Source organism: Saccharothrix sp. HUAS TT1 (assembly GCF_040744945.1).
Classification (GTDB): Bacteria; Actinomycetota; Actinomycetes; order Mycobacteriales; family Pseudonocardiaceae; genus Actinosynnema.
This window is the reverse complement of record NZ_CP160453.1, coordinates 1,621,800-1,648,646: the sequence shown is the minus strand read 5'-3', so window position 1 is coordinate 1,648,646 and position 26,847 is coordinate 1,621,800. Positions and strand designations below refer to the sequence as shown.

26 protein-coding genes, 1 tRNA gene and 1 pseudogene are annotated in these 26,847 nt (G+C 72.0%); 10 read left to right on the top strand and 18 right to left on the bottom strand.

Going from position 1 to position 26,847, the window contains the following annotated elements; genetic code table 11:
* Positions 1–100 precede the first annotated feature (100 nt).
* A complete protein-coding gene (locus AB0F89_RS08055; RefSeq protein WP_367134107.1) occupies positions 101–1,099 on the top strand; it encodes a cation diffusion facilitator family transporter in 999 nt (332 codons plus the stop codon).
* On the opposite strand, the gene dcd is transcribed toward AB0F89_RS08055, so the two are convergent.
* Entirely contained in the window at positions 1,096–1,677 is a 582-nt protein-coding gene (gene dcd / locus AB0F89_RS08050; RefSeq protein WP_367134105.1) for a dCTP deaminase, read from the bottom strand. The genes AB0F89_RS08055 and dcd overlap by 4 nt on opposite strands.
* A gap of 83 nt (positions 1,678–1,760) precedes the next feature.
* On the opposite strand from dcd, the gene AB0F89_RS08045 reads away from it, so the two are divergent.
* A tRNA-Gly gene (locus tag AB0F89_RS08045) sits at positions 1,761–1,831 on the top strand.
* A 54-nt stretch (positions 1,832–1,885) separates the two neighbouring features.
* Here the strand turns inward: AB0F89_RS08045 and AB0F89_RS08040 are convergent.
* From AB0F89_RS08040 to AB0F89_RS08025, 4 genes are all read right to left on the bottom strand, one after another.
* Positions 1,886–2,839: a phosphotransferase enzyme family protein gene (locus tag AB0F89_RS08040; RefSeq protein ID WP_367134103.1), complete on the bottom strand. Its 954-nt coding sequence runs from the start codon at positions 2,837–2,839 to the stop codon at positions 1,886–1,888.
* A 16-nt stretch (positions 2,840–2,855) separates the two neighbouring features.
* Positions 2,856–3,248, bottom strand: a complete 393-nt coding sequence (locus tag AB0F89_RS08035; protein WP_367134101.1) for a DUF5313 family protein — start codon at positions 3,246–3,248, stop codon at positions 2,856–2,858.
* Positions 3,245–3,694, bottom strand: a complete 450-nt coding sequence (locus tag AB0F89_RS08030) for a MarR family winged helix-turn-helix transcriptional regulator (RefSeq protein WP_367134099.1) — start codon at positions 3,692–3,694, stop codon at positions 3,245–3,247. Before AB0F89_RS08030 ends, AB0F89_RS08035 begins: the two co-directional genes overlap by 4 nt.
* A 100-nt stretch (positions 3,695–3,794) precedes the next feature.
* Entirely contained in the window at positions 3,795–5,309 is a 1,515-nt protein-coding gene (locus AB0F89_RS08025; RefSeq protein ID WP_367134097.1) for a sodium:solute symporter family protein, read from the bottom strand.
* Between the two features lie 241 nt (positions 5,310–5,550).
* On the opposite strand from AB0F89_RS08025, the gene AB0F89_RS08020 reads away from it, so the two are divergent.
* Together AB0F89_RS08020 and AB0F89_RS08015 are read left to right on the top strand one after the other, a co-directional pair.
* Positions 5,551–6,264, top strand: coding sequence for a response regulator transcription factor (locus AB0F89_RS08020; RefSeq protein WP_367134095.1), 714 nt, complete (start codon positions 5,551–5,553; stop codon positions 6,262–6,264).
* 127 nt (positions 6,265–6,391) lie between these two features.
* Positions 6,392–8,236 (top strand): acyl-CoA dehydrogenase, encoded by a 1,845-nt coding sequence (locus tag AB0F89_RS08015; protein WP_367138776.1) that lies wholly within the window; start codon positions 6,392–6,394, stop codon positions 8,234–8,236.
* A 372-nt stretch (positions 8,237–8,608) separates the two neighbouring features.
* On the opposite strand, the pseudogene AB0F89_RS08010 reads toward AB0F89_RS08015, so the two are convergent.
* The 9 genes and pseudogenes from AB0F89_RS08010 to AB0F89_RS07970 all read right to left on the bottom strand — a co-directional run bounded on the left by AB0F89_RS08010 (position 8,609) and on the right by AB0F89_RS07970 (position 17,118).
* Positions 8,609–8,975 (bottom strand): annotated as a pseudogene (locus AB0F89_RS08010) (DUF664 domain-containing protein).
* Between the two features lie 22 nt (positions 8,976–8,997).
* A complete protein-coding gene (locus AB0F89_RS08005) occupies positions 8,998–10,143 on the bottom strand; it encodes an RNA polymerase sigma factor (protein ID WP_367138774.1) in 1,146 nt (381 codons plus the stop codon).
* A gap of 8 nt (positions 10,144–10,151) precedes the next feature.
* A complete protein-coding gene (locus AB0F89_RS08000) occupies positions 10,152–10,559 on the bottom strand; it encodes a YciI family protein (RefSeq protein WP_367134093.1) in 408 nt (135 codons plus the stop codon).
* 147 nt (positions 10,560–10,706) lie between these two features.
* Complete coding sequence (locus tag AB0F89_RS07995; RefSeq protein WP_367134091.1) at positions 10,707–11,516, bottom strand: DUF1206 domain-containing protein; 810 nt, start codon at positions 11,514–11,516, stop codon at positions 10,707–10,709.
* A gap of 42 nt (positions 11,517–11,558) precedes the next feature.
* Positions 11,559–13,292, bottom strand: coding sequence for a VanW family protein (locus AB0F89_RS07990; protein ID WP_367138772.1), 1,734 nt, complete (start codon positions 13,290–13,292; stop codon positions 11,559–11,561).
* Positions 13,293–13,944: 652 nt separating this feature from the next.
* Entirely contained in the window at positions 13,945–14,238 is a 294-nt protein-coding gene (locus AB0F89_RS07985) for a co-chaperone GroES (RefSeq protein WP_367138770.1), read from the bottom strand.
* A 36-nt stretch (positions 14,239–14,274) separates the two neighbouring features.
* Positions 14,275–16,110, bottom strand: coding sequence for an NHL domain-containing thioredoxin family protein (locus tag AB0F89_RS07980; protein WP_367134089.1), 1,836 nt, complete (start codon positions 16,108–16,110; stop codon positions 14,275–14,277).
* A gap of 66 nt (positions 16,111–16,176) precedes the next feature.
* The gene (locus AB0F89_RS07975) at positions 16,177–16,548 is read right to left on the bottom strand and encodes an NTP pyrophosphohydrolase (protein WP_367134088.1); all 372 of its coding nucleotides are present in this window, start codon (positions 16,546–16,548) and stop codon (positions 16,177–16,179) included.
* A 423-nt stretch (positions 16,549–16,971) separates the two neighbouring features.
* Positions 16,972–17,118 carry a hypothetical protein gene (locus tag AB0F89_RS07970; protein WP_367134087.1) on the bottom strand — a complete coding sequence of 49 codons (147 nt, stop codon included), beginning with the start codon at positions 17,116–17,118 and terminating at the stop codon, positions 16,972–16,974.
* 229 nt (positions 17,119–17,347) lie between these two features.
* On the opposite strand from AB0F89_RS07970, the gene AB0F89_RS07965 reads away from it, so the two are divergent.
* Positions 17,348–17,974, top strand: coding sequence for an SIMPL domain-containing protein (locus tag AB0F89_RS07965; protein ID WP_367134086.1), 627 nt, complete (start codon positions 17,348–17,350; stop codon positions 17,972–17,974).
* Positions 17,975–17,986: 12 nt separating this feature from the next.
* On the opposite strand, the gene AB0F89_RS07960 is transcribed toward AB0F89_RS07965, so the two are convergent.
* Positions 17,987–19,117, bottom strand: coding sequence for a hypothetical protein (locus AB0F89_RS07960; RefSeq protein WP_367134084.1), 1,131 nt, complete (start codon positions 19,115–19,117; stop codon positions 17,987–17,989).
* A gap of 60 nt (positions 19,118–19,177) precedes the next feature.
* Positions 19,178–20,452: an acetyl-CoA C-acetyltransferase gene (locus AB0F89_RS07955; protein WP_367134082.1), complete on the bottom strand. Its 1,275-nt coding sequence runs from the start codon at positions 20,450–20,452 to the stop codon at positions 19,178–19,180.
* Positions 20,453–20,540: 88 nt separating this feature from the next.
* Between AB0F89_RS07955 and AB0F89_RS07950 the strand changes: the two genes are divergently transcribed.
* Both AB0F89_RS07950 and AB0F89_RS07945 read left to right on the top strand, forming a co-directional pair.
* Positions 20,541–21,857, top strand: coding sequence for a 3-oxoacyl-ACP reductase (locus AB0F89_RS07950; RefSeq protein WP_367134080.1), 1,317 nt, complete (start codon positions 20,541–20,543; stop codon positions 21,855–21,857).
* On the top strand, positions 21,857–22,672 hold the full coding sequence (locus AB0F89_RS07945; protein WP_367138768.1) for a MaoC family dehydratase: 816 nt from the start codon (positions 21,857–21,859) through the stop codon (positions 22,670–22,672). Before AB0F89_RS07950 ends, AB0F89_RS07945 begins: the two co-directional genes overlap by 1 nt.
* On the opposite strand, the gene AB0F89_RS07940 is transcribed toward AB0F89_RS07945, so the two are convergent.
* Positions 22,662–23,138, bottom strand: a complete 477-nt coding sequence (locus AB0F89_RS07940) for a MarR family winged helix-turn-helix transcriptional regulator (RefSeq protein ID WP_367134077.1) — start codon at positions 23,136–23,138, stop codon at positions 22,662–22,664. The two genes, AB0F89_RS07945 and AB0F89_RS07940, sit on opposite strands and share 11 nt — an antisense overlap.
* Before the next feature lie 77 nt (positions 23,139–23,215).
* On the opposite strand from AB0F89_RS07940, the gene AB0F89_RS07935 reads away from it, so the two are divergent.
* On the top strand, positions 23,216–24,142 hold the full coding sequence (locus AB0F89_RS07935) for an alpha/beta hydrolase (protein WP_367134075.1): 927 nt from the start codon (positions 23,216–23,218) through the stop codon (positions 24,140–24,142).
* Here AB0F89_RS07935 and AB0F89_RS07930 read toward each other — a convergent pair.
* Positions 24,139–24,822: a TetR/AcrR family transcriptional regulator gene (locus tag AB0F89_RS07930; protein ID WP_367134073.1), complete on the bottom strand. Its 684-nt coding sequence runs from the start codon at positions 24,820–24,822 to the stop codon at positions 24,139–24,141. The genes AB0F89_RS07935 and AB0F89_RS07930 overlap by 4 nt on opposite strands.
* 99 nt (positions 24,823–24,921) lie before the next feature.
* Here AB0F89_RS07930 and AB0F89_RS07925 point away from each other — a divergent pair, with 99 nt between their 5' ends.
* Positions 24,922–25,566 (top strand): SCP2 sterol-binding domain-containing protein, encoded by a 645-nt coding sequence (locus AB0F89_RS07925; RefSeq protein WP_367134071.1) that lies wholly within the window; start codon positions 24,922–24,924, stop codon positions 25,564–25,566.
* A 7-nt stretch (positions 25,567–25,573) separates the two neighbouring features.
* Positions 25,574–26,788, top strand: a complete 1,215-nt coding sequence (locus tag AB0F89_RS07920) for an acyl-CoA dehydrogenase family protein (RefSeq protein ID WP_367134069.1) — start codon at positions 25,574–25,576, stop codon at positions 26,786–26,788.
* Positions 26,789–26,847 lie beyond the last annotated feature (59 nt).

Below are 26,847 nucleotides of genomic sequence, written 5' to 3'. Positions count from 1 at the left end.
ACGGGTCAGGCGCGACGACGCCGGCGTGCCACCAACCGGTCGTCCCGCGGTGGCGGCCACACGACGAGCGGGGCGCGGTGGTCCGGCCTAACGTCGGGGCATGGCAGCTGAGCGGACCGGTGACGAGCGGCCGGGCGGCGGCGAGAGCACGGTCACCGTCCTGGTCGCGTTGGCGGTGAACCTCGCCATCGCGGTGATGAAGACGATCGCCGGGGTGATCACCGGGTCGGCGGCGATGATGTCGGAGGCCGCGCACTCGGTCGCGGACACGTTCACCGAGGGCCTGCTGCTGACGGCGCTGCGCCGGTCGGCCCGGCCCGCGGACCGCAGGCACCCGTTCGGGTACGGCAAGGACCGCTACTTCTGGTCGCTGCTCGCAGCCGTGTCGATCTTCGTGTCCGGTGCGGTGTTCGCGTTCTACGAGGGCTTCCGGACCGTGTTCGGCGCGCCGGAGGAGCAGGGCAACCCGGTGGTCGGGTACGTCGTGCTGGCGATCGCGTTCGCGCTGGAGTCGGTGTCGTGGGGCCAGGCCGTACGGCAGGTGCGCAAGGAGTCGCGGGCCGAGGGCCGGTCCGTCCTCGCGTTCCTGCGGGTGTCGGACGACCCGACGGTGAAGACGGTGTTCCTGGAGGACTCGGCCGCGCTGGTCGGGTTGCTGCTGGCGTTCGGCGGGCTGGGGCTGCACCACCTGACCGGGTCGTCGGTGTGGGACGGGGTGGCGTCGCTGGCGATCGGCGTGCTGCTGGCGTTCGCCGCGTACACGCTGGCGTCGACCAACCGGGGGCTGCTGATCGGCAGGCAGGCCGACCCGGTGCTGGTGCGGGCGGTGTGGTCGGAGCTGAAGGCCGCGCCGGAGGTCGAGCAGGTGGTGGACCTGCTGACGATGGCGGTCGGCACCGATCGGGTGCTGGTGTGCGCGCGGCTGGACTTCGACGACTCGCTCGGCGCGGCCGACCTGGAGCACGCGTGCGTCCGGATCGACGCCGAGCTGCGCGCCGCGCACCCCGAGCTGGACGAGGTCTTCCTGGAGCCGGTGCCGCGGACCGACCCGGAACTGCGGTCGCGCGTGCTGGCCAGGTACGGGGACCTGCGGCTCTAGCGCTTGGTGTCGGTGCGGTGGAAGTTCAGGTACGCGCGCGACGGCGTGGGGCCGCGCTGGCCCTGGTAGCGGGAGCCGGCCTGGGTCGAGCCGTACGGGTGCTCGGCCGAGCTGCTGAGCCGGAACAGGCACAGCTGGCCGATCTTCATGCCCGGCCAGAGGGTGATGGGCAGGTTGGCGACGTTCGACAGCTCCAGCGTGATGTGGCCGGAGAAGCCGGGGTCGATGAAGCCCGCCGTGGAGTGCGTGAGCAGGCCGAGGCGGCCGAGCGAGGACTTGCCCTCCAACCGGCCCGCCAGGTCGTCGGGGAGGGTGACGAGCTCGTAGGTCGAGCCGAGCACGAACTCGCCGGGGTGCAGCACGAACGGCTCGTCGTCGGCCGGCTCGACCAGCGAGGTGAGGTCGTCCTGCTGCACCGCGGGGTCGATGTGCGTGTAGCGGGTGTTGTTGAAGACCCGGAAGAAGCGGTCCAACCGCACGTCGATGCTGGACGGCTGCACCATGACGTCGTCGAAGGGCTCCAGCACCAACCGGCCGGAGTCGACCTCTTTGCGCAGATCGCGGTCACTGAGCAGCACGGGCACAGCCTAGGCGGCACAGCCCGGGTGACCACACCGCCCCACCCGCCCACCGGCTGTGTGTATGATCGGGCACGCACCACGCGGGTGTAGTTCATTGGTAGAACGACAGCTTCCCAAGCTGTAGAGGCGGGTTCGATTCCCGTCACCCGCTCTTGATCGAAAGGCCCAGGTCAGCGCCGGTTCAGCCGGATGACCTGGGCCTTCGTCATGAGCGCAGGCGCTGCACCCAGTCGTCCAGGCGGGCCAGGGAGGTGCGCAGGTCGGCCAGCAGTTCCAGCGCGTGGGGCTCGGCGGCGGTGCGTTCGGCGGGGGTGACGGGGCGGTGGCCCAGGGCGCGCCACACCATCCAGGCGGCGCCGCCCAGGTAGGTGCGGAGCAGGCCGGCGAACGCGGTGGGGGACGCGGGTGGGCGGGGGCCGCCGGCTTCCCGGTAGGAGGCGATCACGGTGTCGAACGCGGGGCGGTTCTCGCCCAGGGCGCTGAAGTGCAGGGCGGCGCGGGTCAGTTCCCACTCCGCGTAGTCCGGGCCGGCGCCGTCCCAGTCCACCAGGAGGGGGCCGTCGGGGGTCTCCAGGACGTTGTCCGGCTTCACGTCGCGGTGGGTCCGCACCAACGTCAAATCACCCGTGGCCAGGGCGATCGACCTGGCCTCGGCGATGTCGGGCAGGTACGCCCGCACGGCGTCGGTGAAGTCGTTCGGAGCCTCGTCCAGCCACTCCCGCCACTCCTCGACGGGGTGCGGCGGGTACGCGGGTTCGCCGCCCGGCTGGAGGCGGTGCAGGGATGCCAGCGTGCCGCCGACCCACGCGGAGACGTCGGACGTCAGCGGGTGGCCTTCGTGCCACTCGTGGACCAGGTAGCCGGCCACCTCGTCACCGACCCGGACGTCCGCCAGCAGCGGCGCGGCCGGGTTCAGCGGGTGGATCGGGCGGGGCATGGGGAAGCCGCGGGTGTGCGCTTCGAGCTGGATCTCCGCCGACACGAGGTAGTCGCGCAGCCACCAGTCCTCGCGGGAGCGGTTCAGCCGTTTGACCGCCCACGTGCCGCGGGACGTGCGCAGGCGCCACATCAGGTGCGCACGCCCACCCGTCACCGGCGTCCACGGCTCGACCACGTCACCGAGGCCGAACGCCGCCGCCACCGCTCGCTGCCACTCCACCGGCGCACCTCGGGGTTCAGGACTCGGTCGAACGCCACACCTGCTCGTAGCGCTCCTGGTCACGTCGCGTCCGCTCCTTGCGCACCGCCGCCGCCGCGCCCGTCGGGTAGCCGTACTTCGTCATCCGGTGGTCGGTGCTCTCGATCGCGTACGACACCCCGAAGTACACACCCACCACCAGTCCCAGCGACCCGCAGGCGATCGCCAACGGCCACGGCGAGCCCAGGCCGAGCACCAGCGCCAGCGCGATCACCACCGTCAGCGGCAGCACCTGCAGGAACATCCGGACGCCGAACCAGAACAGCCACGTCGGCTTGGTGGCCTGCTGGAACACCCACTCCCGGTGCCGCTGGGGCAGCCTGCCGCCGAGCAGGTACCACGCCCGCAGCGGCAGCGACGGCCTGTTCACGACCGCTCCGTCGCGGCGATCACCCTGGTCAGCACGGTGTGCAGGTCGCGCAACTCGTCCAGCGACATGCCCAGCCGCTCGACCACCGCGGGCGGGATGGCCAGGGCGCGTTCGCGCAGCGCCGCACCGGCCCCGGTCAGCGCCACGGCGAGCAGCCGCTCGTCCGCCGCGTCCCGCGACCGCGTCACGTACCCGATCGCCTCCAGCCGCTTGAGCAGCGGTGACAGCGTCGCGGGCTCCAGCGCCAGCAGCCTGCTCAGCTCCTTCACCGACAGCGGCGCGCGGCCCCAGAGGGCGAGCATCACCAGGTACTGCGGGTGGGTGAGCCCCATGGGCTCCAACAGCGGCCGGTAGAGCGCGACCACGTTCCTGGAGGCGATGGACAACGCGAAGCAGACCTGCCGTTCCAGGGCCAGCGGGTCCTCAACGTTTTGTGCACTAATCATTTGTACACACACTAACACGCGCCTCGTGCGGCCGTTCTCCCCGCGCGCCACCACCACCGGCGCGGTGCGGGCGCCACGAGGGCGCCCGCACCGGCACGGGTCAGGCGCGCGTGGGCACCTTCTCCTCGTCCGGGTCGGACCGCAGCGACTCGACCAGCGCGTCGCGATCCGGCGACGGCTCCGGCTTGATCACCAGGCCGATGACCAGGTACAGCACCAGCGACACCAGCAGCGGCCAGGACACGATCACCGCCTGGGTGACGAACTCGACCTTGTTCTGCTGCAGCACGTACAGCACGGCCCACGTGCCGAGGCCGCCGACCACCGAGCTGGTCGCGGCGGTCGGGCCGACCTTCTTGAACCACGGCAGCATGCCGAGCATCAGCGGGATCGCGATCGGGCCCATGGTGGCCGCCACCAGGGCGATCACGACCTTGAGCACGAACCCCTTGGTGTCCGCCGTCAGCGCGATCGTCATGCTCAGCCCGATGAACGCGAACGTGGTGATCCGCGCCAGCCGCAGCTGCGCCGCCTCGCTGAGCCGCCGCACGCCCTTCCACAGCTTGGGCAGCATGTCCCGGGTGATGACGGCGGAGATCACGTTGGCGTCCGAGGACACCATCGCCATGGTGTGCGAGAAGAAGCCCGCCAGCACCAGGCCGACCATGCCCGCGGGCAGCATGGCCTTGCCCATCTCGACGTAGGCCTGCTCGGCGTTGGCCTCCATGCCGGGCACGATCAGCGGCGCGGCCCACATCGGGAAGAACAGGATCAGCGGCCAGAGCAGCCACAGCGCGCTGGACAGCAGCGCGGACCGCTTGGCGGCGGCGCCGGACGGCGCGGCCATGTAGCGCTGCGCCAGGTTCCACATGCCGCCGTTGTACTCCAGCGTCTTGATCAGGAACAGCGCCATGAAGAAGATCAGCGTGTACTGGCCGGACAGCGGGTCGGAGTGCGACTCGGGCAGCCGGTCCCAGATGGTCCACATGAAGTCGATGCCGCCGAAGTGCGCCGCGACCGCGACGAACATGGCGATGCCCGCCAGGCCCTGGATGATGAACTGGCCGAAGTCGGTCAGCGCGTCCGCCCACAGGCCGCCCATCACCGAGTAGACCATGGTGACCGCGCCGACGATCGTGATGCCGAGCCAGATCGGGACGCCCGCGAAGCCCTGGAGCAGCAGCGAGACGGCGACCCACTTGGCCGCGATGTCCACGACCTTCAGCGCCGCGCCCGCCCACGCCATGATCTGCTGGGTCGGCACGTTGTAGCGCCGGGCCAGGTACTCCAGCGGCGACTTGACGCCGTGCTTGGAGCGCAGCCGGTTCCAGGCGCCCGCCCAGAGGAAGGCGCCGATGCCGACGCCGACGCCGATCGTCAGCGCCCACCAGATGTAGACGGTCAGGCCGAGGCGGTAGGCCTCGGCGGCGAAGGCCACGAACATGACGGCGCTGTAGCCGGACATGTGGTGCGAGATGCCGGACAGCCACCACGGCATCCGGCCGCCGGCGGTGAAGAAGTCGGCGATGTTCTTGATCCGCCCACGTGACCAGTAGCCGATCGCCACCATCACGAAGAAGTACCCACCGACGACGATCCAGTCGAGGGTTTCCATGAGGCCTCCACGAGTCTTCGGCCCACGGGTGGCAGCGCGGGTACGGGCGGCGGCGGTGCGCGGCGTCCCACATGGGTGTGTGACGTACGTCTTACGAGGCTGTTGCGCCGCGCGGAAGGCCGCGCAGGGTCATTGAGTCACATTCGTGATTCTTGTTCACATATCTGACCCGGGTCAGTGCGCTGAACCCGTGAAAGAAATTCGGAAGAACCGCGTCATGGCTGGTCACCGACGTGGTCGCATGGTCATGCGAACCGGTGTCGACGTGCGCCCGCCCGCTCGGGGCGACGACCTGCGGGCCCCTGGGCCGGGGGTGGCCCTGGTGGACCCCCTGCCCCTGTTCCGCGAGGGACTGGCGGCCGTCGTCCGGCGCACGCCCGCCATGCACTGGCTGGGCTCCACCGGGCAGCTGCACACGGCGGTGCGGCTGCACGAGCGGCTGCGGCCCGACGTGCTGCTGGTGGACTCCCTGCTCGACCCGCAGGGCCACCTGACGACCCTGCTGACCGGCAACGACCCGGCCCTGGTGATCGTGTCGCTGGTCCGCGACCCGCACCGGACGGCGAAGTACGTGCGCACGGCGTTGGCGGCGGGCGCGCGCGGGCTGGTGCCGAGGGCGGCCGAGATCGGCGAGGTGCTGCAGGCCATCTCCCGCGCCCACGCCGACCGGTCCTACCTGGACCCGACGCTGGCGCCGCTGGCCGTCGGGTTCACGCCGACCGCGGAGGCGGGCACGCGCCGCTCGCTGTCCCGCCGGGAGTACGAGGTGCTGCAGCTCATCGCGGGCGGGATGGAGAACCAGGCGGTCGCGAACGAGCTGTACGTCTCGGTGGAGACCGTGCGCACGCACGTGAAGAACATCCTGCGCAAGCTCCGCGCTCGCGACCGGACCCACGCCGTGTCCCTCGCGTACCAGGCCGGGCTGCTCTCCGGTGGTCCGGTCGGGCCGGCCTGAACAGGTCCGATCCGGTCTGATTCGCCACAACCGCAGCGGACGGCCTTGCCGGGGTTACTGACAGGTAATACCCTGTTGTTACCGGTCAGTAGGGGACCGCCCCGACCAGCATGGAGTGAGCGACGAGATGGGTCACTACAAGAGCAACGTCCGGGACCTCGAGTTCAACCTGTTCGAGGTCTTCAACGTGCAGGACCACCTCGGCACGGGGCCGTTCGAGCAGTCCGACGAGGACACCGCGCGCGGCGTGCTTGCCGAGCTCAACAACCTGGCGGTCGGGCCGCTGGCGGAGTCCTTCGCCGACGCCGACCGCAACCCGCCGGTCTTCGACCCGAAGACCCACTCGGCAACGCTGCCGGAGTCGTTCAAGAGGTCCTACCAGGCCATCTGGGACGGCGAGTGGTACCGCTTGTCGCTGCCGAACGAGCTGGGCGGCTTCGGCATCCCGCCCTCGGTCCAGTGGGCCGCGTCCGAGCTGATCCTCGGCGCGAACCCGGCCGTCTACATGTACCTCGCCGGTCCGAACTTCGCCTCGGTCGTCTACAAGAACGGCACCGGGCAGCAGAAGCGCTGGGCCGAGATCATGATCGAGCGCGGCTGGGGCGCCACCATGGTGCTGACCGAGCCGGACGCGGGTTCCGACGTCGGCGCGGGCCGCGCCAAGGCCACGCTCCAGGACGACGGCACCTGGCACATCGACGGCGTGAAGCGGTTCATCACGTCCGCCGACCAGGACATGACCGAGAACATCATGCACCTGGTGCTGGCCCGCCCCGAGGGTCCCGGCATCGAGGCCAGGCCCGGCACCAAGGGCCTGTCGCTGTTCCTGGTGCCGAAGTGGCACTTCGACCCGGAGACCGGCGAGTCGACCGGGGAGCGCAACGGCGCCTTCGTCACCAACGTCGAGCACAAGATGGGCCTCAAGGTCTCCACCACGTGCGAGCTGGCGTTCGGCCAGCACGGCGTCCCGGCCAAGGGCTGGCTGCTCGGCGAGGTGCACGACGGCATCGCGCAGATGTTCCAGGTCATCGAGTACGCCCGGATGATGGTCGGCACGAAGGCCATCGGCACCCTGTCGACCGGCTACCTCAACGCCCTGGCGTACGCCAAGGAGCGGGTGCAGAGCGCCGACCTGACCCGGATGACGGACAAGACCGCGCCGCGCGTCACCATCACCAACCACCCGGACGTGCGCCGCAGCCTGATGCTGCAGAAGGCGTACGCCGAGGGCCTGCGCGCGGTCTACCTGTACACGGCGACGCAGCAGGACAAGATCGCCATGGGCGGCGCGGACAAGGAGCTGGCCGAGAAGGTCAACGACCTGCTGCTGCCGATCGTCAAGGGCGTCGGCTCCGAGCGCGCGTACGAGCAGCTGGCGCAGTCGCTGCAGACGCTGGGCGGTTCCGGCTTCCTGCAGGAGTACCCGATCGAGCAGTACATCCGGGACTCGAAGATCGATTCGCTGTACGAGGGCACCACGGCCATCCAGTCGCTGGACTTCTTCTTCCGGAAGATCATCCGCGACAAGGGGCAGGCGCTCGGCTTCCTCAACGGCGAGATCCAGGGGTTCCTGGACAACGAGGGCGGCAACGGTCGCCTGAAGGAGGAGCGGGCGCTGCTCAAGCAGGCGCTCGAAGACCTCCAGGGCATGCTCGGCGCGCTGGTCGGCTTCCTGACCAGCTCGCAGGAGGACGTGCGCAACCTGTACAAGGTCGGCCAGAACACCGTGCGCCTGCTGATGACCGCGGGTGACGTGCTGGTGGGCTGGCTGCTGCTGCGCCAGGCCGACGTGGCGCTGGGCAAGCTGGGCGGCGAGGCGCCGGTGTCGGCGAGGGACAAGGCGTTCTACGAGGGCAAGGTCGCGGTGGCGTCGTTCTTCGCCAAGTCCGTCCTGCCCGAGCTGACCGCCCGCCGCAAGATCACCGAGAACACCGACAACGCCCTGATGGACGTCGACGAGGCGTCCTTCTGACCTCCGGCCTCGGCCGGAATTGTCAGACCCCTCGGGCAAGATAAAAGCAGGGGTCCCCTTGGCGGGGACCCCTGCTTTTGCTTTGGCGGGGGTGGGGGTGGCGGCCTGGTAGTGGAGGGCGAGCTGCAGCGGGGCCGCCGCCGGTGTTGCCGGAGCAGGTCGGCTTAGCGGTGGGCGGCTCGGTCCGTTGCCGGTCGGGCCCGGTGCTTGGACGGCTGCCCCCGGATACCCGGCTCTGCTCGATCACCACCGTGACCTGCGGGTTGTCGCCTCGCTGACCGGCGGCCACCGCGATCGGTGCGCGTGACCAGCGGCCGGGCTCAGCGGTAGCCGCCGCCGGTGTTGCCGGTGCCGGTCCCACCACGGGACGTGTCAGGAGCCGGCGGCCCTGGCGGCGCGTTCGACCTCCGCACGGCGGTTCGCCCAGAAGGTCGCGTCCTGCCCGCGCCGGGCCAGGGCCTCCGCGTCCATCTCCACCGCGCCGTCCAGCTTTTCGCGCAGGATGTCGGCGTGTCCGGCGTGCCGGTTGGTCTCGGTGAGCACGTGGACCAGGACGTTGAACAGCAGCACGTCGGGGCGCGGCCACCACGGCACGTGGCCGGGTGAGTCGATGGCGAGGGCGGCGATCGAGGGGGCGGCGGACGTCGTACTCGGGCAGTCCGTCGAGCTTCCGCAGCACCGCCTCGCGGACCTCCTTCAGGTCGCCGTGCAGGTACTCCTTCGCGAATTCGTCGATCATGCGGCCAAGGGTGCCCGACCCGTCAGCGGTCCCGGCGGGTGTTGAGCCGGGCGGCCTGGCGCGTCAGGTGCTCGCGCTCGGCCAGGTTGGACGCCTTGCCGGCCGCCTCCACGTACAGCCGGGCCGCCCCGGCCACGTCGCCGTCCCGCTCGTGCAGGTACGCCGCCACCGCCGCGTGCCGGGGCAGGGACGGGTCCAGCGACGAGAGCGCGGCCAGCCCGGCCCGCGGCCCGTCGGCCTCGCCCACGGCCACCGCGCGGTTCAGCCGGACGACCGGGCTGTCGGTGAGGCGGGCCAGCTCGTCGTACCACTCCACGATCTGCACCCAGTCGGTCTCCGCCGCGACGGGCGCGTCGGCGTGCAGCGCGGCGATGGCGGCCTGGGCCTGGAACTCGCCCAGCCGGTCGCGGGACAGGGCGGTGTGCAGGATGCGCACGCCCTCGGCGATCGCCGAGGTGTCCCAGCGGCCGCGGTCCTGGTCGGCGAGGGGGACGAGGCTGCCGTCCGGCGCGGTGCGGGTGGCGCGGCGGGCGTGGTGGAGCAGCATGAGGGCGAGCAGGCCGGCCACCTCCGGGTGGTCGATCGCGGCGGCGAGCCGGCGGGTCAGCCGGATCGCCTCGGCGGCCAGGTCGACGTCGCCGGAGTAGCCCTCGTTGAACACCAGGTACAGCACCCGCAGCACGGTGGCGACGTCGCCGGGCCGGTCGAACCGCGTCTCGGACACCGTGCGCTTGGCGCGGCTGATGCGCTGCGCCATGGTCGCCTCGGGCACCAGGTACGCCTCGGCGATCTGGCGGGTGGTCAGCCCGCCGACGGCCCGCAGCGTGAGCGCCACCGCGGACGACGGCGTCAGCGACGGGTGGGCGCACAGGAAGTACAGCTGCAGCGTGTCGTCCACCGCGACCGCGGGGCCGGGCGCGGGCTCCTCGTCCACCAGGTCCTCGCGCCGGCGGCGGGCGGCGTCCGACCTGGTCGCGTCGAGGAACCGGCGCCACGCGACGGTGACCAGCCAGCCCTTCGGGTCCCGCGGCGGGTCGGCGGGCCAGGTGCGGACCGCCTCGACCAGCGCGTCCTGCACGGCGTCCTCGGCCGCCGCGAAGTCGGCTCCGCGGCGGCCGAGGATCGCGAGCACTTCGGGCGTGAGGCCGCGGAACGTCGCCTCGTCCATCCCAGGGGTCACTCGGTGATGGTGGGCGGCGTGGACAGGAACGGGCGCAGTTCCAGCCACTCGTGGATCGGCTCCCCGCCCGCGCCGGGCGCGGCCGACAGCTCGCCGGCCAGCTCGACGGCGCGGTCGTAGCTGTCGACGTCGATGACCATCCAGCCGGCGATGACGTCCTTGGTCTCGGCGAACGGCCCGTCGGTCATCGGCGGCCGGCCCTCGCCGTCGTACCGGACGAACGTCCCCTCGGGGGCGAGCGCCTGGCCGTCGACGTACTCGCCGGTCTCCTCCAGCCGGGCCGCGAAGTCCCTCATGTACCGCACGTGCGCCGAGATCTCCTCCGGCGTCCACCGGTCCATCGGCACGTCGTTGACCGCCGCCGGCGCGCCGCGGTAGTGCTTGAGCAGCAGGTACTTGGCCATCGTGGTTCTCCTCGGTGTGGTGCGACCCCATTCTGGTCGCTCTCGCACCGGGGACGGAGCGGGCGCGGGGTTCTCGACATCGTCGCCGAAAAAAGTTCGAGGACGGTGCACGCCCGTGGCGCGCACCGTCCTCGAAGGCGACTCCGCTCAGCCCTTGTGCGCCTTGGCCGCGGCGAAGCAGTACGCGCCGAAGCCCAGGAAGCCGACCGCGATCAGGGCCAGCGCGACCAGCCCGTACGGCTGCGCGGCCAGCGTGTGCAGCGCCTTGTCCATCCCGCCGGACTCGGACGGGTCGGCGTTGATCGCCGCGAAGGCGACCAGGACGCCGATGAGGAAGTACGCCGCGCCCTTGCCGATCCAGCCGATCCGGCCGAGCCGCTCGACCCACAGCCGGGTCGCGGGGGGCAGCTCTGACATGTCCAGGTCGTCCTCGAACGACTTCTTCACGCCCTTGCGCGCCACCATCACGCCGAGACCGAGCACGAACAGCGCCACCGCGCCCACCAGGACCTGGCCGAACGGCAGGGCCAGCAGCCGCGCGGTCCACGTCTGGGACTGCTCGGTCGAACTGCTCTGCGACGAACCGGTCGCGTAGCCGATCGCCGCGATGCCGATCACCGTGCCGGTGATGGCGCGGCCGACCGAGCCGCACTTGCGGTAGACGCGCTTGCGCTTCTTGGTCACCCAGCCGTAGCCGGACGCGGCCATGGTGAGCTGCCAGACCGCGAACGCGAACAGCCCGATCGCGAGCACCCACAGCAGGACCGGCCCGAGGGAGGTCTGGGCCAGCGTGGAGACCGCGCCCTTCTGGTCGGTCCGCTCCCCGGTGTCACCGAGGACCACTTGCGCCGTCAAAGCGGCCAGGAGCACGTGGACGAGCCCGTAACAGACCATCCCGGCCCGCCCGAGGACCTGCACGGCGGGATGTCTTCGCACCTCTTGCCCGGTGGTAGCCACGATCGGGTGATACCCGTTCGTGGCTACCGCGAACCGCGGTGGTCAGCCGCTGGGCGGCGGCTCGCAGATGATCTTGAACTGCGGGTCGTACCGGACCGTCCGGCTCTCCTGCCTGGTCTGGCCGGTGCGGCGGTCGGTGATGGTGCGCGTGTCGGTCACCGAGAACCCGGGCGCGCCGCCGCTCGCCTGGCAGTCCGGCTTGTCGACCTTGCGCTCCTGCGGCGGGGTGGGGTTGAACTCGGCGCTGGTGGACCCGGTGACGTCGTAGTTCTTGGTGCCCCACAGCACGATCTTGATCGAGGACGGGGTCCAGATCGTCTGGATCGCCACCCCGGTCTCGTCCGGGTTGGTGAACTTGATGTCGATCAGGCTGTTGCCCGCGGAGTCCATGAACACGGTGGCCTCGCGCCCCTTCGGGTACCGCGAGATCCAGTAGCTGTGCTCCTTGTGGCCCGCGTCCTTCATGCCCGCGTGGTAGGCGGCGTTGTAGAGCGTGGTGGCGAACTGCGAGATGCCGCCGCCGACCGCCTTGCCCGGGACGCCGTTCTCGATGATGCCCGCCTCGACGTAGCCCTGCGCGACGCCGCGCGGACCGGTGTGGCCGTTCAGGCTGAACGTCTCGCCCGGCTTCACGATCGCGCCGTTGACCTTCTCGGCCACCACGCGGATGTTCGTGCCGGACGCGGCCACGAAGCCACCGGTCTGGAACTCGCCGATGACCTCCTTGATGCCCATCTTGTTCGCCTGCTCGGTGGTCACCTTGGCGGGCGTGTGCTTGTACTCGGCCTTGATCGCCCGGTCGTTGTCGCGCTTGAGCACGTCCAGCGCCGTGGCCAGGGACTTCTCCCAGTCGATGCCGAGGCCGTCGACCGACTCCTTGACCACCGGCCGGCCGCCCTCGAACACGATCTCGGCGTCCTTGCCCTCTTTCTCGGTCTCCTTGAGCTGCGGGCCGGCGTGCTCGACCACCTTGGCGACGTCGACCTTCGCGGTCAGGCTGCCGTCCTCGGCCGGCTCGAACACCAGCACGGTGGCCAGCTGCTCGGGCGCGAGGGTGGCGTCCTTGCCCTCGCCCTGGATGATCAGCGGCGCGGCGGTGGCGGGCTTGGCGACCTCGTCCAGCGCCTTCTGCACGCTCTCCTTGGTCGTCTTGACCGGGGTGGTGGCCACCGGCAGGTCGACCGTGCCGCCGTCCGCCCAGTGCGCGAGCAGCTGCTCGGACGCGCCGGGCACGTCCAGCTTCTGCCCCTGCTTCGGGTCGACCGCGACCGGGGTCGCGCCCTCGAACCGGATGGCGCCCTCGGCGGGCTCGTGGTCGGTCTGCGCGCGCAGGGCCTCCAGCGCGGTGGACAGCTTGGCGTCGTCGCTGCGGGTGGCGAAGCCGACCTCGCGGGAGGTGAAGAACGAGGTGACGCGGGTGATCGGGGACAGCGGCTGGCTGCCCGCGCGGTCCAGCGTGGCGGTCCAGTCCAGCTCCAGGCCCGCCGCCTGCGGGTCCACCTCGGTCTCGACGTCGCCCGCGCGCGCCTTCACCGGCGCGGCCAGGCGGGGACCGATCTCGTCGCGCAGCCTCTGCTCGGCCTCGGGGTGGCTCAGGCCGCCGACGTCCACGCCCGCGACGGTCACGCCGCGCGGCACGTTGCCGCCGGAGACGACCAGGTCCAGGCCGTAGAGGACGACCAGCACGCCGAGCACGGCGGCGGCGATCAGGCCGCCCTTGCGCAGGCGCTTGCGACGGGCCTCGGCGTCGTCGGCCCCGGTGTCCTGGTCGACCATGACCGGGCCGTGGACGGTGGCGCCCGGCTCGGGCTCGGGCGGGGACACCGGCGTGGCGAACACGGTGGTGGCGTCCGCCGACGACGGGGGCCGGCCGAAGCCGCCGGGCGGGGTGTTGATCATCTGGGTGCGCTCGGCCGAGGCCGGCGGCGTGAGGGCGCGCGTCTGCTCGCCGGGTGGCGTGATCGCCTGAGTGGGTGGCGTGATCGCCTGAGTGGGTGGCGTGATCGCCTGGGTGGCGTCCGCGCCCCCCGCCGGCGGGTTCTGCTGCGCGTTGCGCGTCGGGTGCTGCTGCGTCACGTGGGGAGAGACGCTCGTCGGGGCGTTCGCGTTGTCGGGCGCGCCGGGCGGCGGCGCCGCGGTGCGGACGGTCGCCGCCGCGTCGGGCTCGTTGCCCGGCTCGTTGTCCGGCTCGTCCTGGGGCCACGCGGCCTCCTGGACCGACCCCGCGTTGAACTTCGCCGTGCGCTCCGATGCGGTGCCCGACGGGCGGACCGGCTCCATGGCCTTGGTCCGCTCAGCGTCGTACTCCGGTCGCTGGTTCTCCGGCACCGCTCCCCCTCTTGCCTCTCCGCAAGGTCCTGGGACTGCTTACCCGACCGTCGTCACGCGATGATCACAGTCGGGTGGTTCACAGGTCTCACCGCAGTTCTCACAGGTAGAGCCCGGTCCCGTGGTCCGTCCGCTCGGTGGCGGTCGCGTGCACGTCCCGTTCTCGCATGACGAGGTAGGCGTGGCCCTGCACCTCGACCTCGAACTGGTCCTCCGGGTTGAACAGCACCCGGTCGCCGACCTTGATGTGCCGCACGTTCGTGCCGACGCCCAGCACGTCCCCCCAGGCCAGCCGCTTGGCCATCTGGGCGGTCGCCGGGATCACGATGCCGCCGCTGCTGCGGCGTTCGCCGTCCTCCGGCGAGATCCGCACCATCACGCGGTCGTGCAGCATCTGGATCTCGAGCTTGACATCGGGCACCAGCAGAGTCTAGATGCCCTCGTCGAGGCCACCCATCATGAGGGGTAGCCGGTGCGGCCCGCCCCGCACCACCCGGATGGGCACACCCCAGTCCTGGCGGGCCAGCTTGCACACCGGGTGTTCGACCGCCGGGTCGTCCGTGCAGCTCGCGGCCTGCGCGACGACGTGCAGGACACCCTCCGTGACGCCCTCGGCGACCCGCAGCACGCGCACCAGGTCGGCGCCGACGCCCGCGCCCGCCTCCAGCAGCCCCGGCGGTGAGCTGGTGACCTCCAGCCGGGTGGACGGGCCGAACCGGTCGTCCAGCTTCTGGCCGGTCGGCGGGGTGAAGACGACCGCCAGCTCCACCTCGCCGGGCGCGATCACCGACGGCGGCCGGCGCACCTGGTGCGCGTCGCCGCTGACCAGCCGCGCGCCGGGGGCGACGGGGCGTTCCAGGCGGTGCGCGGCGGAGGCGACGACGACCAGCTCGCCGTCGACCAGGACCGCGTCGGACGGCTCGGCGACGTCGGTGGCCAGCGTGGACACCTCGCCGGTCGACGGGTCGTAGCGGCGGATCGCGCCGTTGTAGGTGTCGGCGACGGCGACCTGGCCGCCGGGCAGGACCGCCACGCCGAGCGGGTGCTGGAACAGCGCCTGGTCGGCCGGGCCGTCGCGGTGGCCGAAGTCGAACAGGCCCTTGCCGACGACGGTGCGCACGGTGCGGTCGGCGTCCAGCCGGCGCAGCGCGGAGGTCTCCGAGTCGACCAGCCACAGCCGGTCGCCGTCGGCGGCCAGGCCCGAGGTCTGGGCGAAGTGCGCTTCCGGCGCCGGGCCGTCGTGCAGGCCCTCGACGGTGGTGCCGGCGAGGCGTTCGACGCGGCGTTCCAGCGGCTTGAACAGGCCCAGCGTGTGGTTGCCCGCCATGGCGATGGCGACGCCGCCCGCCGGCTCCCACCAGGCCACGTCCCACGGGCTGGTGAGGTCGATCGCGTCGGCCGGGCCGTCGGTGTCGCCGGCGCGCCACTGCTCGCCGGTGCCCGCGACGGTGGTGACCTCGCCGGTGCCCAGGTCGAGGCCGCGCAGGAGGTGGTTGACCGTGTCGGCGACGACGACGTGGTAGCCGACCTCCGCGGCGACGTGGTCGGGCAGCAGCGCGATGCCCGCCGGTTCGGAGAAGGTGGGGTTCAGGCCGTCGCGGCGACCGCGCTCGCCGGTGCCGATGCGCCGGATCACGGTCTCGCCGTCGAGTTCCAGCTCGACCAGGCCGTGGTGCGCGGAGTCGCTGACCAGGAGGGTGTTGTTCCCGGTGAGGACGGCCTTGGCGGGGAACCGGAGCTCGGTCTCGCGGGGTGGCGGGGCGACGTACGGGCCCGTGCCGCGGTGCAGGGTGCCCTTGGCGTCGTGCTCGGCGACGATCTCGGACACCACCTGCCGCAGGGCGTCGAGGTGGCCCTCGCCGGCGGCGACGTGCACGACGTAGCCCTCCGGGTCGACCAGGACGAGCGTGGGCCACGCCTTCACCGCGTAGTTCTGCCACGTCGTCAGCTCGGGGTCGTCCAGCACCGCGTGCTCCACCTCGTACCGCTCGACGGCGGCTTCGAGGGCGGCGGGCTCGGCCTCGTGGACGAACTTGGGCGAGTGCACGCCGACGGTGACCAGGACGTCGGCGAACTCGGCTTCGAGGGGGCGCAGCTCGTCCAGCACGTGCAGGCAGTTGATGCAGCAGAAGGACCAGAAGTCGAGCAGCACGATCTTGCCGCGCAGGTCGGCCAGCTTGATGTCCCGGCCACCGGTGTTGAGCCAGCCGCGGCCCACCAGCTCGGGGGCGCGGACGCGGGCGCGGCGGCGTTGTGCGGTCGTCACGACCGGAGTCAACACGACTCGGACACCGACGTATTTCGGTGTCCACCAGCTGGGACGGCAGGTCGGTCAGCGGACGGTGCGCGGGCCCAGGACGGTGGCGTTCAGGGCTTCCACGCGGTGGCGCAGGGCGCGGTCGGCGGTGATCACCAGGCAGGGGCGGTCCGGTGGGTTGGCGCGGACCACGTCCACGATCGTGTCGTCACCCGATCCGGGGGCGGAGACCACGTGGACACCGGGGACCGACTCGACGTGCCGCGCCTTGCCCTCGACCACGAGGACCACTTCCAGCGGGCCTGGGAGGTTGGGCAAACCGCGTTCGGCCACCTCGACCAGGTCGTCCCGGAGCCGGGCGGCGGCGCCGGCGCGGTCGCGCCACCAGCCGTCGGGGACGGAGCCGACCACGTTGGCCGCGTCCACCACCAGGAGGGGGATGGTCATCGGACCATGCTCTCAGCAAACACCTGAACATTTGTCATACCCCGATGGCACCATGGAGTAGTCCATTGGGGGACAGACATGAACACGCAGGGGGAGATAGTGATGATCAGGCGCGCCCGCACGACGACGGACGACACCTGGAACGGTTCGGCCACCGTCAGGTAGCCGGACACAGGAAACCCCGCGGTGCTGCCAGGTCGGGGGTCCGACAGCACCGCGGGGTCACCTACATCATCGAGACACGATCGTGGACCGTTACATCCACTTACACGTGTGATGCAGATCACTTTCTGTGATGACAAAGCCCTGCCGCGCGGGAGGTGCGGCAGGGCTTCGTCATTTCCCCCTTCGCCGGCACGCGGACGACGGGGCGTGCACCCGGTGTCGATCGGGTGGTCGTCACGCGCGCCGGAGGAAGGACGTTCAGCGCAGGCCGCTCACCTGGGCCTGGGCGATCGCCATCAGCTCGTGCCGCATGGCCGGGGTGGGCGCCATGTCGATCGCGCGGGCGACGGCCTTGCGGTTGCGAGCCTCGACACGACGAGCGCGGAGCTTCGCAGTGAAGTTCATCGGGGGTTCATCCCTCTCAAAGGTGTTCCTCGGTGGTGTGCCTCAAGTATGCACCCAAGACGGGGTCGAGCGCACCCGATTATCCGGTGAGGTGCCGCACATGCCGATGAATCATCGGCAGTAACGCTCCGCTTCCCGACGATTCGCCTGAAGGACACCCTCTGGACCGGACGTGATGGGCGCAACGCGCGGGCTCGGCCGGCGTCGGCGCGGGCGGTAGCGTCGTGCCATGGCTGAGGTGGTGACGAAGGGCGTCGGCAAGGTCGAGCGGACCGCCGACCGCGCCGAGGTGCAGGTGAGCTTCGAGACCAAGGGCCCGACGCGCAACGAGGCGGTGGACGCGCTGACCGCGCGGGTCGCCGAGGTGGAGCCCGCGCTCGGGCAGCCCGGCGTCGAGGTGCGGTCGCGGCAGCTCAGCGTGCACGACGACTGGAACGGCAAGCGCCGGCACGGCAGCCGCGCGACGCAGAACTACGTGGTGCGGGTCAACGACGTCGCCGCGCTGGACGACCTGCTGGCCGCGCTCGTGCTCGCCGAGCCGACGTGGCTGAGCGGGCCGACGTGGCAGCTCGGCGACGACGCGGAGGCCGTCCGCGAGGCGCAGCGCGAGGCCGTGCTGGACGCGCGCCGGCGTGCCGAGGGGTACACGGCCGCGCTCGGCGCGCGGCTCGGCCCGCTCCAGCTGCTGACCGACGGCGACGCCGAGCTCTGGGCGACCGAGGCGCGCGGCATGCGGGCGGCCGGCTACGGCGGCGGCGCGCCCGGCGTGCCGCCGCAGGTGGACCAGCTGAACCTGGAGGCGCAGCAGATCGTGGTCACGGTCCGCTGCACGGCCTCGTGGACGCTCCTCGACTGACCTCCCCCGCGCTCAGCTGCTGGTCCTCGGCCCCGCCAGCTCCACCACGACCGAGCGGTTGCGGGCGGCGGCGGCGGGGATCAGGTCGCCCGCGCCGTCCAGGTCGACGGCCAGGGGCGAGGTGAAGCCCGCGCCGACGACCTCGGTGAACGCCGCCCGGCTCACGCCGAGGTCGACCAGCTCCGCCACCACGCGCTCGCCGCGCCGCTGGGTCAGGTTGGCCGACGCCTCGGCCGACGCCGAGCTGGCCGTGCGGGCGATGACCCGCGCGGTGGTGCGCCCGTCGAACTTCTCGGCCACTTGGCGCAGCAGCTCGCGCGCGCCCGGCGCCGGCTCGTCGCTGCCCGCCTTGAACAGCAGCGAGTTGGGCAGGTGCGACAACGCGTCCTGGTGCACGACCTCGCCGACGTCCACGGTCGGCACCTCGGCGCGCCCGATCGACGCGCCGCCGGGCACCGGCTCGGTGTCGTTCACGCAGCTCCTCGCGCCGAACTTCGCGCAGATGCCCAGCCACAGCGCGACCAGCGCCTCCTGCGCCGCGGGCGGCAGCGGCGGCTGGTCGCCGACCACCTGGCCGAGCCCGGAGAAGACCACGTCCTTGCCGGTCAGCTCGGGCAGCGCGTCGTCCGGCACGGACGCCACCACGGCGGCGACGTCGATGTCGAGCCCGATCCGGGTCAGGTCGACCGGGTCGGTGGTCTGCAGCCCGCTGCTCTGCAGCACGAGCACCGCGGGTCCCGCCGCCGACGCCATGTCCGCGAGCACGGACAGCGGGTCGAGGTCTTCGCTGGCGCCGCCGATCTGGGTGAGCTGCCCGGTCAGCCGGGTCATGTTCTGCTCGAAGCCCTGTTCGCGCAGCGCCGAGTCGCCCTCCAGGTCGTTGCCGTCCCGGACGGTGAAGTCCTCGTCGTAGTACGCGCCGCCGGACGCCTCGCCCTGGCGGTAGACCACGACGCGGGTGACGCCGTTGTCCACCGCCTGCGCCAGGCGGTCGACAACGCTCCTGGTCAGCGCGACGCGGGGCTCGTTGGCCGAGGCGGTGACACCGATGCGGACGGTGGTGGCCTCGCGGGACTGCTCCCCGCAGGCAGCACAGGACGCCGCCACCAGCACGACCGCGGCGAAGAGCCGTGAGTGGTTCATGCCATGGAGAGCGGAATCGGACAGCTTTGTGTTACCGCTAACACCCGTTCGGAGCAGCGATCAGCCCTCGCGCTCCACGATCGCCGTAACGCCCTGGCCACCCGCCGCGCAGATCGAGATGAAGCCCCGACCCGATCCCCGCTCCGCGAGCAGCTTCGCCAGGGTGGCCACGATCCGCCCGCCGGTGGCCGCGAACGGGTGACCGGCGGCCAGCGACGAGCCGTTGACGTTGAGCTTCGCCCGGTCGACCGGGCCGAGCGGCCCGTCCAGCCCGAGCCGGTCCCTGCAGAAGTCCGCGTCCTCCCAAGCCTTCAGCGTCGCCAGCACCTGGGACGCGAACGCCTCGTGGATCTCGTAGAAGTCGAAGTCCTGGAGCGACAGCCCGGCGCGCGCGAGCATCCGCGGCACCGCGTACGTGGGCGCCATCAGCAGGCCCTCGCCGCCGTGCACGTAGTCGACCGCGGCCGTCTCGGTGAACGTGAGGTGGGCCAGCACGGGCAGGCTCCGCGCCGCCGCCCACTCCTCGGACGCCAGCAGCACGGCCGACGCGCCGTCGCTGAGCGGCGTGGAGTTGCCCGCGGTCATCGTCGCGCCCTCGCCGCGGCCGAACACCGGCTTGAGCCGGGCCAGCGCTTCCACCGACGAGTCCGGCCGCAGGTTCTGGTCGCGGGTCAGCCCCCGGTAGGGCGTGACCAGGTCGTCGAAGAAGCCGCGCTCGTAGGCGGCGGCGAGGTTGTGGTGGCTGGCGGCGGCCAGCTCGTCCTGCTCCTCGCGGCCGATGCCCCACTCGCGGGCGGTGATCGCCGCGTGCTCGCCCATGGACAGGCCGGTGCGCGGTTCGCCGTTGCGCGGGACGTCCGGCACCACGTGCTTGGGCCGCAGCTTCAGCGCCGCCTTGAGCTTCGCGCCGGCGCCGCGCGCCCGGTTGAACTCCAGCAGCACGCCGCGCAGGTCCTCGTTCACGCCGATCGGCGCGTCGCTGGTGGTGTCCACGCCACCCGCGATGCCGACCTCGATCTGGCCGAGCGCGATCTTGTTCGCCACCGCGATCACGGCCTGGAGGCCGGTGCCGCACGCCTGCTGCAGGTCGTGGGCGGGGGTGGCGGCGGACAGCCCGCTGCCCAGCACGGCCTCGCGGACCAGGTTGAAGTCGCGGCTGTGCTTGAGCACCGCGCCCGCGACGACCTCGCCGAGCCGTTCGCCCCGCAGGCCGAACCTGCTGACCAGGCCGTCCAGGGTGGTGGTCAGCATGTCCTGGTTCGACGCCGTGGCGTAGGGGCCGTTCGAGCGGGCGAACGGGATGCGGTTGCCGCCGAGGATGGCTACTCGGGCCATGTCGTCCTCCAGGGTGGTGGGCGGGGTCGTGGTCGATTCTACCTACTGACCAGTAGACTTACTATCGAGTAGGGAGTGTGATGTGCGCATGGATCGTTACCAGTCGTTCGCCAGGTCCGGTCTCGGGCGGTTCGTCGTCGGCAAGCTGGGCCTGCCGGACCCGTACCCGCTGCGCCGCCACTCACCCGGACAACCCGCCCTGGACGGGCCCGTGCTGCTCGGTGGCGGCGACCGGCTGCTGGAACCGGTCCGCTCGGTGGCGCGGTCGACGGGCCTGGACGTGGTCGACACGGCGGTCGACGGCGTCCGGCACGGCGCGCTGGTGTTCGACGCGTCCGGCATCGACTCGGTCGAGCGGCTGCGCGAGCTGCACGCGTTCTTCCACCCGGTGATCCGCTCGCTCGCGCCGTCCGGTCGGGTGGTCGTGCTCGGCACGCCGCCCGAGCTGGCCGAGTCGCAGGTCGCGCAGCGCGCGCTGGAGGGGTTCACGCGCAGCGTCGGCAAGGAGCTGAAGCGGGGCGGCACGGCCCAGCTGGTGCACGTCGAGCCCGGCGCCGAGGACGCGGTCGGGTCGACCCTGCGGTTCCTGCTGTCCGGCCGGTCGGCGTACGTGTCCGGCCAGGTGGTGCGGGTCGGGCCGGCCGACGTCGAGGAGCCCGCGGACCGGGACCGGCCGCTGGCCGGGAAGGTCGCGCTGGTCACCGGCGCGGCGCGGGGCATCGGCGCGGCGATCGCCGACGTGCTCGGCCGCGACGGCGCGCACGTGGTGTGCCTGGACGTGCCCGCGCAGGGCGAAGAGCTGTCCGCGGTGGCCAACCGGGTCGGCGGCGCCTCGGTCCAGCTCGACATCACCGCGCCGGACGCGCCCGCGCGGCTCGTCGACCACCTCACCGGGCGGCACGGCGGCGTGGACGTCGTGGTGCACAACGCGGGCATCACCCGCGACCGCACGCTCGGCCGGATGGACGCCGACCGGTGGGACGCGGTGGTCCAGGTCAACCTGGCCTCGCCGGAACGGGTCAACGAGGCGTTGCTCGCCGCCGGCGCGCTGCGGCCCAACGGCCGGATCATCGGCGTCTCGTCCATCGCGGGCATCGCGGGCAACGTCGGCCAGACCAACTACGCCGCCACCAAGGCGGGCGTGATCGGCATGGTCGACGCGCGGTCGCGGCAGCTCGCGGGCCGGGCCGCGGTGAACGCGGTCGCGCCCGGGTTCATCGAGACGAAGATGACCGCGGCGGTGCCGCTGTTCATCCGCGAGGCGGGGCGGCGGATGAACAGCGTGTCGCAGGGCGGCCTGCCGGTGGACGTCGCCGAGGCCGTCGCGTGGTTCGCGCACCCCGCGTCGGCCGGCGTGACCGGCAACGTCGTGCGGGTCTGCGGGCAGAGCCTGCTGGGCGCGTGATGGCGAACCTGGTGCTGCTCTACGCCAAGGCCGCGCTGACCGCGTTCACCCGGCGCGGGGGCGAGCTGCCGGAGTCCTCTTCGGACGCCGAGCTGACCGTGGACCCGGCGCACCTGGCCCGGTACAACGAGGTCTGCGGGTTCGGCGCGCGCGACCACCTGCCGATCACCTACCCGCACGTGCTGGGGTTCGGGCTCCAGGTCCGGCTGATGACCGTGCCGGACTTCCCGTTCCCGCTGCCCGGCCTGGTGCACGTGGCGAACCGGATCGCGCAGCGCCGGCCGCTGTCGGCGGCCGAACCGCTGTCGCTGCGCGTGGCGCTGGCGAACCTGCGTCCGCACGAGCGCGGGCAGCAGTTCGACGTGGTGACCACGGTGTCCGTGGCCGGCGAGGAGGTGTGGGTCGATGTGTCGACATATCTCCGTCGCGACGGCGACGGCGACGGCGGCAGCGGCGAGGCGGGGAAGTCGACCCGGCAGGCCCCGCCGGAGCCGACGGCCCGGTGGCGGCTGCCCCGCGACCTCGGCCGCCGGTACGCCGCCGCGTCCGGCGACCGCAACCCGATCCACCTGCACCCGTTGGCCGCCAGGGCGTTCGGCTTCCCCCGCGCCATCGCGCACGGGATGTGGTCGAAGGCGCGCTGCGTGGCCGCGTTCGAGGGCAGGCTGCCGGACGCGCACGAGGTCGACGTGCGGTTCAGGGCCCCGGTCCCGCTGCCCGGCCAGGTCGACTTCTCCTCCTCGCGCGCCGGTGACGGGTGGCGGTTCGCGCTGTGGTCGGACCGGCCGCACCTGGAGGGCGTGATCAGCGGCTGACGTTGTCGGCCAGCGTGCGCAGGAGGTCGCGCAGCCGTGCCGTGTCCTCGGCGCCCAGGTCCATCGCCTCGCCCATCGCGGGCGGCACGTCCTTGGCGCGCTCGCGCAGCTCGTCGCCGAGCGCGGTGAGCACGAGCCGGACCGAGCGCTCGTCGTCCGGCCGGCGTTCGCGGCGGATCAGGCCCGCCGCCTCCAGTCGCTTGAGCAGCGGTGACAGCGTGCCGTAGTCGAGCTGGAGCGCGGCGGCGACGTCCTTGACGGGGACCGGACCGCGTTCCCACAGCACCAGCAGCACCAGGTACTGCGGGTAGGTCAGGCCCAGGTCGTCCAGCAGCGGCCGGTACCGCGCGGTGACGGCGCGCGAGGCGGCATAGAGCGCGAAGCAGAGCTGGTCGTCCAGCTCCAGGCTGAAGTCCCGCACGGCGGCCTCCTCTTGTGAGCGAGCCCACGATACACCCGCCCCCATTTAGATTGTGCACGATGGAATCGTGCACTAGCTTTTGGCGTTGTGAGGGTCAGCCGCACCACGCAGAGGAGCCAGAGATGACCGTCCTGGAACCGGCCGCCGCCGAGTTCGCCGCCGCGACCGCCAACCCGCCCTACCTGTTCGACCTCGGCCCGGTCGACGGCCGCCAGGCGGTGGACGCCGTCCAGTCCGGCGAGGTGGCCCGGCCCGAGGTCGCCGAGGAGTGGGTGACCGTCGGCGAGGTGCCCGTCCGGATCGTCCGACCCGTCGGCGCGACCGGCGCCCTGCCCGTCGTGCTCTACGTCCACGGCGCGGGCTGGGTGTTCGGCAACGCCCGCACGCACGACCGGCTGGTCCGCGAACTGGCCGTCGGCGTCGGCGCGGCCGTGGTGTTCCCCGACTACAGCCTCTCGCCCGAGGCGCACTACCCGGTCGCGCTGGAGGAGAGCTACGCCGTCGCGCGGTGGGTCGTCGCCGAGGGCGCTTCCCGCGGGCTCGACGCGTCGCGGCTGGCCGTGGCGGGCGACTCGGTCGGCGGCAACCTGTCCGCGGCGCTGACGCTGCTGGCCAAGCGGCGCGGTGACGTGGTGTTCCGGCAGCAGGTGCTGTTCTACCCGGTGACCGACGCGTCGTTCGACACGCCGTCGTACCGCGAGTTCGCCGAGGGCTACTTCCTGCGGCGCGACGCGATGCGGTGGTTCTGGGACCAGTACACGACGTCCGAGGAGCAGCGCGCGGAGATCACCGCCTCACCGCTGCGCGCGACGGTGGAGCAGCTGACCGGCCTGCCGCCGGCGCTGGTGATCACCGCCGAGGCCGACGTGCTGCGCGACGAGGGCGAGGCGTACGCGAACAAGCTGCGCGAGGCGGGCGTGCCCGTCACGGCGGTGCGCTACCAGGGCGTGATCCACGACTTCGTGATGCTCAACGCCCTGCGCGGGACGCACGCCGCCGAGGCCGCGATCAACCAGGCGGTGGCCGTGCTGAAGGGCGCGCTCGCCTAATCCCCGGGAGCGGCTTCCGCCCGGCGTGACGGCGGGCGCCAGACGTCGCCCGCCACGAGGTCGCCGAACCCCATCCACACCAGGTTCATCAGCCGGGCGGCGACGACGCCGGCCGGCTCCTCGGGGTTGTCGAGCCACCAGTCGGCCAGCGACTCGCCCGCCCCGACCAGCGCCGCGGCCAGCGACTCGGCCTCCTTGTCGCCCGCCCGCGGCACGGTGGTGAAGTCCGACGAGTGCACCAGCAGCGCCGCCACCAGGCTGATCGCCCGGCCGCGCATGTCGGCCAGCTCCGCGGCGAACGGCCCGCCCTGCGAGGACGCCTGCCGGTGCAGCACCTGCCAGCTCGCGCGGTTCTCGCCGACGAAGCCGAAGAACGCCCGCAGCCCGCTCCACAGCTGCACGTCCGGCGGCTCCTCGGCCTCGACGCCGGTCGCGATGGCCTCCATCATCCGGGTCGCCTCGCGGCGGATGCAGGTGGCGAACAGCTCCTCCTTCGAGCCGAGGTAGGCGTACAGCATCGGCTTGGAGATGCCCGCGACGTCGGAGATCTCGTCCATCGACGCCGCGTGGAACCCCAAGCGCGAGAAGACGTCCACCGCGGCGTCCATGATCTGCCGCTCGCGCACCGCGCGCGGCAGCCTCTTGGCCCGGCCCGAGCGGACCGGTTGCTCTGCGTGCATCGCACCCCCTGGATGGCTGGGACAAGATTACTCCGAGCCCCTTGCCGCCTTACCTACTCGCCAGTAGATTTACCAACGAGTAGGTAGCGGAGGTGCCACATGACCATCGACCTCACCACCGAGGCGATCGCGAAGCTCGGCCCGCAGGAGCTCATCTCGGCGCTCCGGCAGGTCGACCCGGGCGACCCGGCGCTGAAGGACGTCGACATCGACGTGATCGCGCGCGGCATCGACCCGAAGCGGCTCGGGCGGGACGAGTTCGCCGACCTGCTGGACGCGCTCGGCGCGCTGGCCGACGGCGGGGCCGACCTCGACCTGGCGAAGATGGACGCGCAGAACTTCGCGCGGATCATCTCGCGCGCGTCCAAGGAGCAGGTCGAAGCCGTCACGTCGCGGCGCGGGCTGCGCGAACGCGTGCTGGACGAGGTGTTCCGGCGCATGGAGGCGCACTTCCGCAGCGAGCGCGCGGGCGCCACGCGCGCCGTCGTGCACTTCCGGCTGACCGGCGGGTTCGACGGCGACGACGTGTACGAGGCGGTCATCGAGGACGCCGGTTGCACGATCAACAAGGGCACGACCCGTGACCCCCGGGCCGTTGTGGCGTTGGGACCGGTGGAGTTCCTGAAGCTCGCGACCGGCAACGCGTCGGCGCCGGTGCTGTTCATGACCGGCAAGCTGAAGGTCAAGGGAGACCTCGGCTTCGCGGCCGGGTTCATGAGCCTGTTCGACATTCCGAAGGCGTGAGGGGATCATGGGCGGTTTTTCGCTGGAGCTGAACGAGGACCAGGTCGACCTGCGCGAGTGGGTGCACGGCTTCGCGAAGGACGTGATCCGACCCGCGGCGTCCGAGTGGGACGAGCGGGAGGAGACGCCGTGGCCGGTGATCCAGGAGGCGGCGAAGATCGGCCTGTACGGGTTCGAGTCGCTGGCCACCTGGTTCGCCGACCCCATCGGGCTGTCGCTGCCGATCGCCACCGAGGAGCTGTTCTGGGGTGACGCGGGCATCGCGCTGGCCCTGATGGGCACCGGGTTGGCGGCGGCCGGCATCTTCGCCTCCGGCGAGCCGGAGCAGCTGGCCGAGTGGGTGCCGGAGTGCTTCGGCACCGAGGACGAGCCGAAGCTGGCCGCGTTCTGCGCCTCCGAGCCGCAGGCGGGCTCCGACGTGGCGGGGTACCGGACGCGGGCGGTGTACGACGAGGCCACCGACGAGTGGGTGCTCAACGGGCAGAAGGCGTGGGCGACCAACGGCGGCATCGCGAACGTCCACGTCGTCACGGCCGTCGTGGACCCGGCCCTGGGTGCGCGCGGCCAGGCCGGCTTCGTCGTGCCGCCCGGCACGCCGGGGCTGTCGTCGCCGGGGAAGATCCGCAAGCACGGGATGCGGGCGTCGCACACGGCGGACGTGTTCCTCGACGACGTGCGCGTGCCCGGCCGGTGCCTGCTGGGCGGCAAGGAGCGGCTGGACGCCCGGCTGGCACGGGCCCGCGAGGGGCAGAAGGCCGGCGGGCAGGCCGCGATGGCGACGTTCGAGACGACCCGCCCGGTCGTCGGCGCGATGGCGGTGGGCGTGGCGCGGGCGGCTTACGAGTACTCGCTGGAGTACGCGAAGGACCGCGAGGCGTTCGGCCGGAAGATCATCGAGAACCAGTCGATCGCGTTCGACCTGGCGAACATGAAGATGGAGATCGACGCGGCCCGGCTGCTCGTGTGGCGGGCGGCCTGGATGGGCCGCAACAACGTCCCGTTCACGGCGGGCGAGGGCTCGATGTCCAAGCTCAAGGCCGGTGAGGTGTCGGTGTGGGCGACGGAACGCGCGATCCACATCCTGGGTGGGGCCGGGTACACGCGGGAGCACCCGGTGGAGCGCATGCACCGGGACGCCAAGATCTTCACCATCTTCGAGGGGACGTCGGAGATCCAGCGGTTGGTGGTGGCCAGGGCCATTTCTGGCATGTACATCAAGTGAGTCGATCTTCCCAGGCCGTCATCAGGCCGTCTGGGAGGTGGGCGGGGTCTCTCGGGACG

Excerpts from the sequence above, each read along its gene's own strand:
- AB0F89_RS08055 (WP_367134107.1), top strand. The coding sequence starts at position 101 with ATGGCAGCTGAGCGGACCGGTGACGAGCGGCCGGGCGGCGGCGAGAGC.
- AB0F89_RS08030 (WP_367134099.1), bottom strand. The coding sequence starts at position 3,694 with ATGATTAGTGCACAAAACGTTGAGGACCCGCTGGCCCTGGAACGGCAG.
- AB0F89_RS08025 (WP_367134097.1), bottom strand. The coding sequence starts at position 5,309 with ATGGAAACCCTCGACTGGATCGTCGTCGGTGGGTACTTCTTCGTGATG.
- AB0F89_RS08020 (WP_367134095.1), top strand. The coding sequence starts at position 5,551 with ATGGTCATGCGAACCGGTGTCGACGTGCGCCCGCCCGCTCGGGGCGAC.
- AB0F89_RS08015 (WP_367138776.1), top strand. The coding sequence starts at position 6,392 with ATGGGTCACTACAAGAGCAACGTCCGGGACCTCGAGTTCAACCTGTTC.
- AB0F89_RS08005 (WP_367138774.1), bottom strand. The coding sequence starts at position 10,143 with ATGGACGAGGCGACGTTCCGCGGCCTCACGCCCGAAGTGCTCGCGATC.
- AB0F89_RS08000 (WP_367134093.1), bottom strand. The coding sequence starts at position 10,559 with ATGGCCAAGTACCTGCTGCTCAAGCACTACCGCGGCGCGCCGGCGGCG.
- AB0F89_RS07990 (WP_367138772.1), bottom strand. The coding sequence starts at position 13,292 with ATGGTCGACCAGGACACCGGGGCCGACGACGCCGAGGCCCGTCGCAAG.
- AB0F89_RS07985 (WP_367138770.1), bottom strand. The coding sequence starts at position 14,238 with ATGCTGCACGACCGCGTGATGGTGCGGATCTCGCCGGAGGACGGCGAA.
- AB0F89_RS07975 (WP_367134088.1), bottom strand. The coding sequence starts at position 16,548 with ATGACCATCCCCCTCCTGGTGGTGGACGCGGCCAACGTGGTCGGCTCC.
- AB0F89_RS07970 (WP_367134087.1), bottom strand. The coding sequence starts at position 17,118 with ATGAACTTCACTGCGAAGCTCCGCGCTCGTCGTGTCGAGGCTCGCAAC.
- AB0F89_RS07965 (WP_367134086.1), top strand. The coding sequence starts at position 17,348 with ATGGCTGAGGTGGTGACGAAGGGCGTCGGCAAGGTCGAGCGGACCGCC.
- AB0F89_RS07960 (WP_367134084.1), bottom strand. The coding sequence starts at position 19,117 with ATGAACCACTCACGGCTCTTCGCCGCGGTCGTGCTGGTGGCGGCGTCC.
- AB0F89_RS07955 (WP_367134082.1), bottom strand. The coding sequence starts at position 20,452 with ATGGCCCGAGTAGCCATCCTCGGCGGCAACCGCATCCCGTTCGCCCGC.
- AB0F89_RS07950 (WP_367134080.1), top strand. The coding sequence starts at position 20,541 with ATGGATCGTTACCAGTCGTTCGCCAGGTCCGGTCTCGGGCGGTTCGTC.
- AB0F89_RS07945 (WP_367138768.1), top strand. The coding sequence starts at position 21,857 with ATGGCGAACCTGGTGCTGCTCTACGCCAAGGCCGCGCTGACCGCGTTC.
- AB0F89_RS07940 (WP_367134077.1), bottom strand. The coding sequence starts at position 23,138 with ATGGGGGCGGGTGTATCGTGGGCTCGCTCACAAGAGGAGGCCGCCGTG.
- AB0F89_RS07935 (WP_367134075.1), top strand. The coding sequence starts at position 23,216 with ATGACCGTCCTGGAACCGGCCGCCGCCGAGTTCGCCGCCGCGACCGCC.
- AB0F89_RS07930 (WP_367134073.1), bottom strand. The coding sequence starts at position 24,822 with ATGCACGCAGAGCAACCGGTCCGCTCGGGCCGGGCCAAGAGGCTGCCG.
- AB0F89_RS07925 (WP_367134071.1), top strand. The coding sequence starts at position 24,922 with ATGACCATCGACCTCACCACCGAGGCGATCGCGAAGCTCGGCCCGCAG.
- AB0F89_RS07920 (WP_367134069.1), top strand. The coding sequence starts at position 25,574 with ATGGGCGGTTTTTCGCTGGAGCTGAACGAGGACCAGGTCGACCTGCGC.